At 63.9% G+C, this 12,425-nt stretch carries 13 protein-coding genes; 9 read left to right on the top strand and 4 right to left on the bottom strand.

What is annotated here, in order from left to right:
• Positions 1-23: 23 nt before the first annotated feature.
• Both B3D39_RS13935 and B3D39_RS13930 read right to left on the bottom strand, forming a co-directional pair.
• Positions 24-962: a calcium-binding protein gene (locus B3D39_RS13935; RefSeq protein WP_274962249.1), complete on the bottom strand. Its 939-nt coding sequence runs from the start codon at positions 960-962 to the stop codon at positions 24-26.
• Positions 963-1,094: 132 nt separating this feature from the next.
• Positions 1,095-1,841, bottom strand: coding sequence for an N-formylglutamate amidohydrolase (locus B3D39_RS13930; protein WP_274962248.1), 747 nt, complete (start codon positions 1,839-1,841; stop codon positions 1,095-1,097).
• Between the two features lie 136 nt (positions 1,842-1,977).
• Here B3D39_RS13930 and pyk point away from each other — a divergent pair, with 136 nt between their 5' ends.
• The 5 genes from pyk to pheS all read left to right on the top strand — a co-directional run bounded on the left by pyk (position 1,978) and on the right by pheS (position 5,908).
• Positions 1,978-3,423, top strand: a complete 1,446-nt coding sequence (gene pyk, locus B3D39_RS13925; RefSeq protein WP_274962247.1) for a pyruvate kinase — start codon at positions 1,978-1,980, stop codon at positions 3,421-3,423.
• Positions 3,424-3,459: 36 nt separating this feature from the next.
• Complete coding sequence (locus B3D39_RS13920; RefSeq protein WP_078542185.1) at positions 3,460-3,702, top strand: hypothetical protein; 243 nt, start codon at positions 3,460-3,462, stop codon at positions 3,700-3,702.
• A 143-nt stretch (positions 3,703-3,845) separates the two neighbouring features.
• Positions 3,846-4,046: a 50S ribosomal protein L35 gene (rpmI, locus tag B3D39_RS13915; RefSeq protein ID WP_078542184.1), complete on the top strand. Its 201-nt coding sequence runs from the start codon at positions 3,846-3,848 to the stop codon at positions 4,044-4,046.
• 18 nt (positions 4,047-4,064) lie between these two features.
• Complete coding sequence (gene rplT, locus B3D39_RS13910; RefSeq protein ID WP_078522551.1) at positions 4,065-4,430, top strand: 50S ribosomal protein L20; 366 nt, start codon at positions 4,065-4,067, stop codon at positions 4,428-4,430.
• A 404-nt stretch (positions 4,431-4,834) separates the two neighbouring features.
• Complete coding sequence (pheS, locus tag B3D39_RS13905; RefSeq protein WP_078522552.1) at positions 4,835-5,908, top strand: phenylalanine--tRNA ligase subunit alpha; 1,074 nt, start codon at positions 4,835-4,837, stop codon at positions 5,906-5,908.
• 119 nt (positions 5,909-6,027) lie between these two features.
• Here the strand turns inward: pheS and B3D39_RS13900 are convergent, their stop codons facing one another.
• Positions 6,028-6,822 carry a CatB-related O-acetyltransferase gene (locus tag B3D39_RS13900; protein ID WP_274962246.1) on the bottom strand — a complete coding sequence of 265 codons (795 nt, stop codon included), beginning with the start codon at positions 6,820-6,822 and terminating at the stop codon, positions 6,028-6,030.
• Between the two features lie 152 nt (positions 6,823-6,974).
• Here B3D39_RS13900 and B3D39_RS13895 point away from each other — a divergent pair, with 152 nt between their 5' ends.
• From B3D39_RS13895 to B3D39_RS13880, 4 genes are all read left to right on the top strand, one after another.
• Positions 6,975-7,409, top strand: coding sequence for an ASCH domain-containing protein (locus B3D39_RS13895; RefSeq protein WP_274962245.1), 435 nt, complete (start codon positions 6,975-6,977; stop codon positions 7,407-7,409).
• Positions 7,369-7,662 carry a YrhK family protein gene (locus B3D39_RS13890; RefSeq protein ID WP_078548898.1) on the top strand — a complete coding sequence of 98 codons (294 nt, stop codon included), beginning with the start codon at positions 7,369-7,371 and terminating at the stop codon, positions 7,660-7,662. Before B3D39_RS13895 ends, B3D39_RS13890 begins: the two co-directional genes overlap by 41 nt.
• Positions 7,663-7,672: 10 nt before the next feature.
• Positions 7,673-10,081, top strand: coding sequence for a phenylalanine--tRNA ligase subunit beta (gene pheT / locus B3D39_RS13885; RefSeq protein WP_274962244.1), 2,409 nt, complete (start codon positions 7,673-7,675; stop codon positions 10,079-10,081).
• A gap of 352 nt (positions 10,082-10,433) precedes the next feature.
• Entirely contained in the window at positions 10,434-12,056 is a 1,623-nt protein-coding gene (locus tag B3D39_RS13880) for a GMC family oxidoreductase (RefSeq protein WP_274962243.1), read from the top strand.
• Here the strand turns inward: B3D39_RS13880 and B3D39_RS13875 are convergent.
• Positions 12,032-12,418: a GFA family protein gene (locus B3D39_RS13875; RefSeq protein ID WP_274962242.1), complete on the bottom strand. Its 387-nt coding sequence runs from the start codon at positions 12,416-12,418 to the stop codon at positions 12,032-12,034. The genes B3D39_RS13880 and B3D39_RS13875 overlap by 25 nt on opposite strands.
• Between the last annotated feature and the right edge of the window lie 7 nt (positions 12,419-12,425).

Raw genomic sequence — 12,425 nt, 5'->3', positions numbered from 1 at the left:
ACCCGACACGATTCGAGAACGGGTCAGGCGTAGACTGGCTGACCGTAGTTGAGTCCGTCGGTTGCATAGATCGCGCCGCCCGCCGCCTTGAGCGCGGCATATTCGACATCCTTGAGCGTCGCGACCTGCTGGCCATTGATCGACACGATGGAGTCGCTGCCGCTTTGCGAGACGGTGAAGTCGGACACGTTGTCGAGGTCGTCCACCTCGATGCCCAGAAATTCGCCGAGCGCGCCGGGGGCCGGGGTCGGGTCGAGCTGTCCGAAATCGGTCACGGTTACCGGCGCGTCGCCCTCGGTCCAATCGACCCCGAACCAGTCCGAGCCGGTGCCGCCGGTCATCGTGTCGCCGTCGTCGCCATTGAGGTCGTCGTTATTCGCCCCGCCATCGAGCAGGTCGGGCGCGCCGTCCAGATCGCTGGCATAGAGTTCGTCATCGCCATAGCCGCCATAGAGGGCGTTCGACCCTTCGGCATCGAACAGGTAATCCGCGCCGAGATTGCCGCGCAGCGTGTCGTCGCCCTGGCTGCCGGTGATCGAGTCGTTGCCCGCGCCCGCGTCTATATAGTCGTCGCCCGAGCCGCCGACCGCGCCGAAGACCCCTGACGCCTCATAAAGATCGAGGAATTCGCCGAGGCTCGTCGCCTGATCCATCGCCAGCTCATCCTCGGGGGAGAGGTCGCCGCCGTCATTGCCATCGCCGAGATAGATGTCGTCGTCGCCTGCGAGCCCCATAACGGTGTCGGTCCCATCGGTGCCACGGATCGTGTCGTCGCCCGACGTGCCTTCTGTCAGCTGATCGGGCTCGGAGATGTCGATCTCCTCGCCTGCACCGGTGCCCTCTTCATCAGGGCGAGCCGCCTCCTCGTCCTCATGGTCATCTTTATGATCGCCGCCACCGTCGAGGCTGGCCCCGACAAGGAGCGCCATCGGCAGGAAGGCGAGAAGAAGAGTCGCGAGCATCGGTGATATCCCCCTGAAATCAGGAAAAATATCCGCAACGCTCACGAAAGCGTCAATAGAATGTGATCAAAATGTGGCAGGAGTAACGTCGTTTGGAAACAATCCCTCGCGCCGCGCGATTACTGTCGCCAATCAGAGGCCGCTCTGCTCCAGAACCCGCGTCAGAATCGGTGCGAGGCGGTCGGCCCATGCCGCTTGCTGCTCGGGTGTCGCGATCAGGTCGTTGCGCAGCTCGATCAGCACGTTCGGGCGGCGATGCGCCAGCGCGTGGCGGTCGATCGAGTCGCCCTCCAGATGGCCCAGATAGGGTTGGTTATCGCCTACGCAGAGATCGCCCTCGGCTTCGAGCGCCGCGATCATCTCATAGGCGAGGCGCGGATCGGCCGGAGCGTGCAGGATGCCGACATCCCACGGCCGGGGCGGGCGCCCGCGCAGGCGGGGTGTAAAGGAGTGAACCGCGCAGATCACCGTATCGTCGCGCCGCGCCGCGAGCCGGGCATATTCCGCATGATAGGGGCGATAGAGCCGGTCCAACCGCCGCTCGACCTCTGCCGCGTCGGCATGGCGGTTCGCGGGGATGATCGTGCCGTCATAAAGCTTCATCACCAGTGTCGGATCGTCTTCGCCCCGGTTCGGGTCGATCACCAGTCGAGAGAAGTCGCTCGCGATCATCGGTGAATCGAGCCGCTCCGCCAGTGCCTCGGACAGCCCCAGCGCGCCCACGTCATAGGCGATGTGGCGCGCCATATCCTCGGCCTCGATGCCCAGATCGCCACCACCCACCCAATCGGGCACGGTGTTGCGCGCATGATCGCACGTGACCAGCCAGCGTCCGGGCCGTGCCTCTCCAGTGATCGAAAGGGGCTGTTTTTCGTTCATAGTCTCTTCACGCTTGCTCGATATGGCTCAGATAACGGGAAAGATTGCGCCACGCCAGTTGCGGCCCGCGACAAATTGCGCCATACGCTTACTTGGCCCACGAAATGACATCAATTTGAACGGAAAACGAGGACGCATGAGACGCCTTCGCAACGTGAAGATCGTGGCTACGCTGGGCCCTTCTTCCTCGGACTATGACAGCATCAAAGCTCTGTTCGTCGCAGGTGCGGACGTGTTCCGCCTGAACATGAGCCATGGCAGCCACGAAGAGCATCGCGCTCGGCACGCCATCATCCGCCAACTCGAAGCCGAATTCGGTCGCCCGATCGCGATCCTTGCGGATCTTCAGGGCCCGAAACTGCGCGTCGGCACCTTCGCCGCGCATGGGGCGGAGCTGGAAGATGGCGACAAGTTCCGCTTCGATCTCGACGAGACGCCCGGCGCCACGCATCGTGTGTGCCTGCCGCATCCCGAGATTTTCCAGGCGCTCGAGCCGGGCTCGGAACTGCTGGTCAATGACGGAAAGATTCGCCTGACCGTCGACGACTGCGGCGACGATTTCGCGAATTGCACCGTCACCGTGGGCGGCACGATCTCGGACCGCAAGGGCGTGAACGTCCCCGACGTGGTGCTGCCGCTGGCCGCGCTGTCGGAGAAGGACCGGCGAGATCTGGAATTCGCCTGCGAGATGGGCGTCGACTGGCTCGCGCTGAGCTTCGTGCAGCGTCCCGAGGACGTCGAAGAGGCCCGCGAGCTGGCCAAGGGCCGCGCGGCGATCCTGTCGAAGATCGAGAAGCCCTCGGCGGTGCGCAGCTTCGACGAGATTCTTCAGGCTTCGGACGGGATCATGGTCGCCCGTGGCGATCTGGGCGTGGAGCTTCCCGTTCAGGCCGTGCCGCCGATCCAGAAGCAGCTGATCCGCAAATGCCGCACCTGGGCGAAGCCTGTGATCGTGGCGACGCAGATGCTGGAATCGATGATCGAGAGCCCGATGCCGACCCGCGCAGAGGTCTCCGATGTCGCGACCGCGATCTACGAGGGCGCCGATGCGGTCATGCTGTCTGCGGAATCCGCAGCGGGCAACTACCCGGTCGAAGCGGTCGAGACGATGAACAACGTCGCGATCTCGGTCGAGAAGGACCCGACCTACCGTGAAGTGATCGAAGCCTCGCGCCATGCGGCCCGTCAGACCGTCGCCGACGGGATCGTGGCCGCCGCGCGCGAGATCGCCGAGACCACTGATATCGCGGCGATCTGCGCCTATACGCAATCGGGCAAGACGATCGCGCTCATCGCGCGGGAGCGTCCGCGGGTGCCGATCATCGCGCTTTCGCCGATCGAGGCGACGCTGCGCCGGGTCTCGCTGACCTGGGGCGTGCATGCGGTTCCGTGCGGTGAGCTGGAGCGGTTCAAGCAGGCCGTCGTCAACGCCGCCCGCGCGGCGCGCGATTTCGGCTTTGCCGACGAGACGCAGCAGATCGTCGTCACCGCGGGCGTGCCGTTCAACGTGCAGGGCACCACGAACATCCTGCGCGTCGCGCCCTGTGATGAGCGATTGATTTACCGCACTGACCCTGAGTAACCTTTCCCGAGAGGGTTGGTGACAAGGGCGCAGGTGATGGATCTTTCTTCGGTAGATGCCGATCTCCTGCTGACGATCGGGCTGGCGATCGCGATCATCGCGATCCCGGCTGCGATCTCCGCCTTCTCCGACAGCCGCCCGCCGCGGGCGGCGACGATCGGGATCCTGGTGGCGGGGGCGCTGATCCTGCTGGCTTTCTACGCCCGGCCGGGGGGCTACACGCTCAAGACGGTGCCAGACGCGGTGGCGCGCGTGTTGGCTCGCTTGGTCAATTACTAGCGTCGCCATCCGGGGGTGGGGCAGTTCCGGATTTTTCCCTTGCCAAACGGACCTGCGGCGTCTAACAGGCCCACTCTGAACCCGCGCGGCCGGCCTAAGTGGCATGCCGAGTCGCGCTTCCACACCCTGCAAAGGAGCTGTAAATGCCCAAGATGAAGACGAAATCCGCTGCCAAGAAGCGGTTCAAGTTCACCGCGACCGGCAAGGTCAAGGTCGGTCCGGCCGGCAAGCGTCACGGCATGATCAAACGCTCGACGAAATTCATCCGCGAAACCTCGGGCACCATGGTGCTCTGCGAGGCGGATACGAAGATCGTCAAGAAATACATGCCCTACAACCGCTGAACTCGGGAGACTTGAACAATGGCACGCGTCAAATCCGGTAAGGTCACCCACGCCGCGCACAAGAAAGTGCTCAAGAAGGCGAAAGGGTATTATTCCTCGCGCTCGCGCAACTTCCGCACTGCGACCCAGGCGGTCGACAAGGCGAACCAATACGCGACCCGCGACCGTAAAGCCCGTAAGCGCAACTTCCGCGCGCTCTGGATCCAGCGTATCAACGCCGCCGTGCGCGCCGTCGATGCGGATCTGAGCTACTCGAAGTTCATCTTCGGCCTCAACCAAGCTGGCATCGAAGTGGACCGCAAGGTTCTCGCCGATCTCGCCGTGCACGAGCCCGAAGCCTTCGGCGCGATCGTCGAGCAGGCGAAAGCCGCCGCCGCCGCGTAATCGGCTTACGACAGAATTCGGGAAGGGCCGCTCCGTTTGGGGCGGCCTTTTTCGTTTCGCGTGGGTGGTCGGTCGGGGAGGGGGCTCTGCCCCCGCTCCTTCGGAGCCCCCCGGGATATTTCCACCAAGAGGAAGAAAAACGCCCGGCTCGGACCCATCATCGGGCGGCAGACCGGGCGCTTCCCCTTGAGCGGTCATCGGCGTCCCCGCCTGTACCGCATCTCCGAGTGAACGCGATTCCGGTTAATGAACCGCTAACCTTCCTCTTGATGGAAATATCCCGGGGGTGAATGGCGAAGCCAGAGGGGGCAGCGCCCCCATCCGCCCTTTGCCTGCAAGCGCGAGGTTGCAAAGGCGCGCCGGCGCGGCTAACCCGTGGGCCAAGCAAATTCCCGGGGAATGATATGCAAGAGCTTCGCGATAAATACCTGAGCGCCGTGGCCGATGTGACCGACGAGGCCGCGCTGGAAGAGATCCGTCTGGCCGCCTTGGGCAAGAAGGGCGAGATCAGCCTGAAGATGCGTGAGCTGGGCAAGATGACCCCGGAGGAGCGCCAGACCACGGGCAAGGCGCTTAACGTCTTGAAGGACGAGATCGACGCGGCGCTGCGCGCGAAGAAGGCGGCGCTCGCGGATGCGGCGCTCGATGCGCGGCTGCGCGAGGAATGGCTCGATGTGACGCTGCCGGGTCGTCCGCGGCGTCAGGGCACCATTCACCCGGTCTCGCAGGTGATGGACGAGGTCACCGCGATCTTCGCCGATATGGGCTTTGCGGTCGCCGAAGGCCCGCAGATCGAAGACGACTGGCACAATTTCGACGCGCTCAACATCGCGCCCGAACACCCCGCGCGGCAGGAGCATGACACGTTCTTCATGCATCGCGACGAGGGCGACAATCGCCCGCCGCATGTGCTGCGCACCCATACCTCGCCGGTGCAGATCCGCGCGATGCTGGAGCAGGGCGCGCCGATCCGCGTGATCGCGCCGGGCCGTGTCTACCGCATGGATATGGACCAGACCCACACGCCGATGTTCCATCAGGTCGAAGGTCTGGCGATCGGCAAGGACATCTCGATGGCGAACCTGAAATGGGTGCTGGAAGAGTTCTGCAAGGCCTTCTTCGAGGTGGACGGCGTCGAGCTGCGCTTCCGCGCCTCGCATTTCCCCTTCACGGAGCCGTCGGCCGAGGTCGATATCCGCTGCTCGTGGGAGGGCGGTAGCCTGAAGATCGGCGAGGGCGATGACTGGATGGAGATCCTCGGCTCGGGGATGGTGCATCCGAAAGTGCTCGAGTCCGCCGGGATCGACCCGAACGAATGGCAGGGCTTCGCCTTCGGCATCGGGATCGACCGCCTCGCGATGCTGAAATACGGCATCCCGGATCTGCGGGCGTTCTTCGAGAGCGACCTGCGCTGGCTGAAGCATTACGGGTTTAGTGCGCTGGATCTGCCGACGGTGGCTGGTGGGCTTAGCCGGTGAATTGCACCGTTTCATCTTGAGAGAAACTTGCACCAGCAAGTTATACCTTGCGATCTCTTAGAGATGAGAATAGGTTCGGGGCGCGTAAAAAATCGCGCGTCTCGATGGTGACGTTTTGATTATTGGTTGAAAGCGTGACTGTTCACTTGAGGCCGGAACAGTGCCCCAAGCGCGTGCTTTGCTTTCCTAATTTTATACGTTGCGTAATGCACCGGAGCTTCCTTGTCGCTCTCGAAAGCTTCAAGAAAATCAAATACGTTAGCTGTAGGCTGGCTTTTCAGGAATGCATGCGGGTATTCCCACCACTTTGACTCGAGCAGTCGCTTAGCTAAATCATCCGAGAACCTCCGCCCCAATGTTTTAGCCGGAACGCCGCCAACGATTTCATATGCGGCTACATCTTTTGTCACTACTGCATTCGCGGCGATTACCGCGCCGTGAGCGATGGATATTCCCGGCATGATGACTGCCCCATCGCCGATCCAAACATCAGAGCCGATCACCACCTTTCGGTCGGCATTCCGATACTGACGAATGCTTTCCGCTTCTTCGCTCGAATACTCCCTCGCTTCGCGGAACAAGCGTGGTGACGTCGATAGCGCGCTTATCGTGTGCCTCCCGGCGCCTATGCTAACCCTGCGGCCCACCGAAGTATAGCGACCAATAAAGACCTCATTTCTTAGGTAACTCATATCGTTGATGTAAGAGTGTGCGCCTATAAACCCAACATGCGGGAGAACGCCTCCGTCCGAATGCCATTTCCCGCCGATACGGCTGCCGGGTTCAAAACTGTAGAATTTTGTGCTCGCTTTTGTCTTGTGCCCGAACGTCTTTGCCTTGATGCGGGAGATCGCTTGCGTGTTTTCGATTTGCGTTCCGTTTAAGAAGCTCTCGAGTTTGTCTTGTAAAAGCATCGCCCTAACGCCTCATGAATTCAAATGGCACCTTGTTGCCAATGTTGAAAGCTATTTCAATAATTAAGTGGCTTCCGCAATGAGCTTGCAGGACGCCAGCGAACCGATTGGACTAAACGCTATCCGCTCATCCCGCCAGAACGAAAGACCCCATGCCCAAAACCCCCATCACCTTCACCTTCGGCGACAGCCGCGAGCTCTGTGACGAACTCCTCACCCTGATCCGCCAAGGCAAGAAGACCGCCACCTGCGGCGCGCTCACGTACTTCACCGAAGGGGGCGAGGATATGCCGGTGGTGGGGCGGCGCGATATCGCGCTCGACTGGGACGGCAAGCCGGCGGTGATGATCGAGACGGTCGAGGTCACGATCCGGCGGTTTTGCGATGTAGATGAGGATTTCGCGCTGGCCGAGGGGGAGGACGAGACGCTGGAAGGCTGGCGGCAGGGTCATCAGGCCTATTTCGAGCGTAACGGAGGTTTTACCCCCGAGATGGAACTCGTTTGCGAACGGTTTCGCTTGGTAAAGGACTATCAAGGAGAACCCGATGGCCCAGAAGAAACGCCTCTTCGACACCCCGAAGCATGAACAGACCCCCGAGCAGCGCCGCTTCATCGCCCTCACCGAGATCGCCTATACGGTGGTCGATTTCGGCGCGGCCTTCTGTTTCGTGATCGGCTCGATCTTCTTCTTCTACGAGAGCCTGATGATCCCCGGCACGTGGTTGTTCCTGATCGGGTCGCTCCTTTTCGCTGCAAAACCCTCGATCCGGCTTTGGCGGGAGTTGAAACTCCTTGAGATGGGGGATTACAAGGACCTCGCGCAGCGCAAGCAATCCTGAGGGAAGTCCGATGAAATTCACCCTGTCCTGGCTCAAGGATCATCTCGAGACCGAGGCCACCGTCGATCAGATCGCCGAGGCGCTCACCGATCTCGGGCTTGAAGTCGAGGAGGTCGTCGATCCGGCGGCGAAGCTGGAGACGTTTACGCTGGCGCGTGTGCAATCGGCCGAGCAGCACCCCGACGCCGATCGTCTGCGGGTCTGCATGGTCGAGACGGATGAGGGAGTGACGCAGATCGTCTGCGGGGCGCCGAATGCGCGGGCCGGGATCACGGTCGTGCTGGCCAAGCCCGGGGATTACGTGCCCGGCATCGACGTCACGCTGTCGGTGGGCAATATCCGCGGGGTGGAGAGCCACGGGATGATGGCCTCCGAGCGTGAGCTGGAGCTGTCGGATGAGCATAACGGGATCATCGAATTGCCGTCGGGCGAGGTCGGGCAGAAGTTCACCGACTGGCTGGCCGAGAACCGTCCCGAGGCGGTCGATCCGGTGATCGAGATCGCGATCACGCCGAACCGTCCCGATGCGCTTGGCGTGCGCGGGATCGCGCGCGATCTGGCGGCGCGCGGTCTGGGCAAGCTCAAGCCGCTCGACGTGCCGAAGGTCGAGGCTGCGTTCGAGGCTCCGATTTCGGTGACGATCGACCCGGCGCTGAAGGACAAGGGCTGCCCGCTATTTGCAGGTCGCGTGATCCGGGGCGTGAAGAACGGGCCGTCGCCTGAGTGGCTGCAAAAGCGGCTCAAGGCGATCGGTTTGCGCCCGATCTCGACGCTGGTCGATATCACGAACTACTTCACCTACGACCTGAACCGGCCGCTCCACGTCTTCGACATGAAGAAGGTGGCGGGCAATCTGGTGATCAAACCGGCCGAGGGCGGCGAGGAGTTCCTCGCGCTCGACGAGAAGACCTATACCGTGCGCGCAGGCGACATGGTGATCTGCGACGACAAGGGCGTCGAGAGCCTTGCCGGGATCATGGGTGGCGAGGCATCCGGTGCGGATGAGGAGACGGTCGATGTGTTCCTCGAGAGCGCCTATTGGGACCCGATCACCATCGCTGCGACGGGCCGGGCGCTGAAGATCAACTCGGATGCGCGCTATCGGTTCGAGCGCGGTGTCGATCCGGCCTTCACGCTGCCGGGGCTCGATCTGGCGGCGAAGATGGTCGTCGATCTGTGCGGTGGCGAAGTGTCGGAGCTGGTGATGGACGGCGCGGTGCCGGATGTCAGCCGCGCTTACAAGCTGGACCCGGCGCGGGTGATCTCGCTCGTCGGCATGGACATTCCAGAGGCCACGCAGCGCGAGACGCTGGAGGCTCTGGGCTTCACGCTCGACGGCGACATGGCGACGCCCCCGACGTGGCGACCCGACGTGCTGGGCGCGGCCGATCTGGTCGAGGAAGTGGCGCGGATCGCCTCGCTGACCAAGCTGATCGGTAAGCCGATGGGCCGCGAGACGACCGGCGTGCCCGGCGCGATCCTGACGCCGATGCAGCAGCGCGAGCGGATGGCACGGCGCACGACGGCGGCTTTGGGCTACAATGAATGCGTGACCTACAGCTTCATCGACGAGGCGTCCGCCAAGCTGTTCGGCGGCGGCGCGGATGCGACCAAGCTGGAGAACCCGATCAGCTCGGAGATGACGCATATGCGCCCCGATCTGCTGCCGGGTCTGTTGCAGGCGGCTGCCCGCAATCAGGCGCGCGGTCTGAACGATCTGGCACTGTTCGAGGTCGGGCCTGCCTTCAACGGTGGCGAGCCGGGCGAGCAGGTTCTGCAGGCGACCGGGCTTCTGGTCGGTCACTCCGCGCCGCGCGATCCTTTTGGGTCGCGCCGTCCGGTGGACCTCTATGATGCGAAAGCCGATGCCGAGGCCGTGCTGGCCGCGGTCGGCGCGCCGGCGCGTGCGCAGATCAACCGCAAGCTCGATGCGTGGTGGCATCCGGGCCGGGCGGGCAATGTGGCGCTCGGGCCGAACCTGCTGGCGACCTTTGGCGAAGTGCATCCCAAGGTGCTGCGCGAACTGGGCGTGAAGGGCCCGGCGGTCGCCTTCACGATCCGTCTGGCAAACATCCCCTTCCCGAAGAAGAAGGGCGCGACGCGGCCCGCGCTGCAGATATCGGACCTGCAAGCGGTCGAGCGCGATTTCGCCTTCGTCGTCGATACGACTGTCGAGGCGCTGACGGCGGTGAACGCGGCGATGGGCGCCGACAAGAAGCTGATCGAGAGCGTCAATGTCTTCGACCAGTTCACCGGCGCCAAGGCCGAGGAGCAGATGGGCGCGGGCAAGAAGTCGATCGCGCTGACGGTGCGGATGCAGCCCGCCGACAAGACGCTGACCGATGCCGAGATCGAGGCCGTGAGCAAGAAGATCGTCGAGAAGGTGAGCAAGGCCACCGGCGGCACGTTGCGCAGCTGAGATTGCTTTCTTAGAGAGTTCGGAGCGCCCGGTCGGAGAGACCGGGCGTTTTCTTTTGTGTGCAGCGGAGGGCGGTGCCCGGGCCGCCGGGTGGGCGCATTGCCCTTGGAGGTCGGCGCTTTATCCCCGTCACATCCGGGCGACCTTGACCCGCGCGCTGCCGTCGCAAAAGCGCCCGCCCGAGGGGGCGGTCGGGCGCTGCCCGGGCAGTTGACGCGGCTGATCCGGGCAATCAATTCCAGTCGTTTTCACCCGAGGCTCGGGCGCGTCCCTGACGCGTCCGACCCAGCGTAATCCTTCCCTATCTTCCGAAACCCGTTAGGCTTTTCGCGAACGAGGGAAGGAGGAGCCCTTGCGTTTCGATTATCTCATTCTGGGCGGCGGCTCGGCGGGGTCGGTGCTGGCGGCGCGGCTGTCGGAGGACCCCGCCGTGACCGTCTGTCTCGTCGAGGCGGGGCGCGAGGCGCGCGACATCTTCGTGCGTGCGCCTGCGCTGGTCGCCACGATGGTCGCCGGGCGGCCGCCGATCCACAACTGGGCGCTGCGCACCGTGCCGCAGCCGGGATTGAACGGGCGGCGCGGGTTTCAGCCTCGGGGCAGGGGGCTTGGCGGGTCGTCGGCGATCAACGCGATGCTCTATGCGCGCGGCCAGCCAGAGGATTACGACGGTTGGGCCGAGGCGGGCGCCGAGGGCTGGGACTGGGAAACCGTGAAGCCGTTGTTCCTCGCCTCCGAGCGCAATGCCCGCGGGGCGTCGGACTGGCATGGCGCGGCGGGGCCGTTGCAGGTCGGCGATCAGCGGCGGCCGCGGGCGATCAGCCGCGCTTTCATCGAGGCTTGCGGCGCGGTGCAGTGTCCGCCGAACGAGGATTTCAACGGGCCGCGGCAGGAGGGGGCGGGGCTCTATCAGGTCACGCAGTTCTGGGACGGTCCGCGCAAGGGCGAACGCTGTTCGGCAGCGGCGGCCTATCTACATCCGGTGATGGCGCGCCCCAATCTGACCGTGCTGACCCGCGCGCGGGCCGAGAAGATCGAGATCGCGGACGGGCGCGCGACGGGGGCAATCGTCCGGCAAGGCCGCAAGCGAATGAAGATCGAGGCGGCGCGTGAAGTGATCGTCTCGGCGGGGGCGTTCGGCTCGCCGCAGCTGCTGATGCTGTCAGGGATCGGGCCTGCGGATCATCTGCGCGAGGTCGGCATCGAACCACGTCTCGACTTGCTGGGCGTGGGCGCGAACCTGCAGGATCATCTCGATTACGTCATCAGCTACACCTCGCCCCGGCGCGACGTGGTGGGGCTGAACCCGCGCGGACTGATGCGGCTGGCGCGGGCGGCGGGCGCGTGGCGCAAGCATGGCGAGGGGCTGTTCGCCTCGCCCATGGCCGAGGGCGGGGCCTTCCTGCGGAGCGATCCGAGCCTCACCCGACCCGATTTGCAGATCCATTTCGTCGTGGGCATCGTCGATCAGCATATGCGCAAGCCGCATCTGGCCGATGGCTGGTCCGCTCATATCTGCCCGCTGCGGCCTCAGTCACGCGGCACGCTGCGACTGGCCTCGAGCGATCCGCGCGCGGCGCCCTTGATCGATCCCGAATACCTCTCCGATCCGCGCGACGCTGAACTGCTGCTGAAAGGCGCGCGGCTTCTGGACCGGATTGCCGAGGCGGAGCCCCTTAAGCCTTGGCGGGGGCGCAGGTTCTATCCGCATGACGGCACGGATGAGGGGCTGATGGCCGATATCCGGGCACGGGCGGATACGATCTACCACCCGGTCGGCACCTGCGCGATGGGGCAGGGTGACATGTCTGTGGTCGATCCTCAGCTGCGGGTGCGTGGGATCGACGGGCTGCGCGTTGTCGATGCCTCGGTGATGCCGCGGCTGATTTCGGGCAATACCAACGCGCCGACGATCATGATTGCCGAGCGCGCCGCCGCGTTCATACGAGAGGATCAGTCGGCGCGATCGGTCGGGTGATTGACGCCGTCATTCCACGGTGCCGGGTCCAGATCGCGCGGGTTCACCCCTTCCAGACAGGCGGCATTCACGCCGTATTGGTTCGGGTTCGAGCGGCGCTGGTGATGGGTGTAGATGCCGCAGGTTTTGCAGAAGTAATGCTTCGCGGTCATCGTGCCGAATTGGTAGAGCGTCAGGTTGTTCTCGCCCTTCACGATGAGGATGCCCGAGAGCGGGGCCGAGACCGCCACGGCGCCGCGCCGACGGCAGAAAGAGCAATCGCAACGCCGTTTGGTGCTCAGCCCGTCGGAGAGGGTCACCTCCATCTCTACCGCGCCGCAATGGCAGGTCAGGCGGTGGGGCGACTGGATTTCGGGCAGCATCAGCGTC

Source organism: Thioclava sp. UBA3469 (assembly GCF_002378135.1).
Lineage (GTDB): Bacteria > Pseudomonadota > Alphaproteobacteria > Rhodobacterales > Rhodobacteraceae > Thioclava > Thioclava sediminum.
The sequence above is the reverse complement of the archived record's forward strand: the minus strand, read 5'-3'. Positions and strand labels throughout refer to the sequence as shown.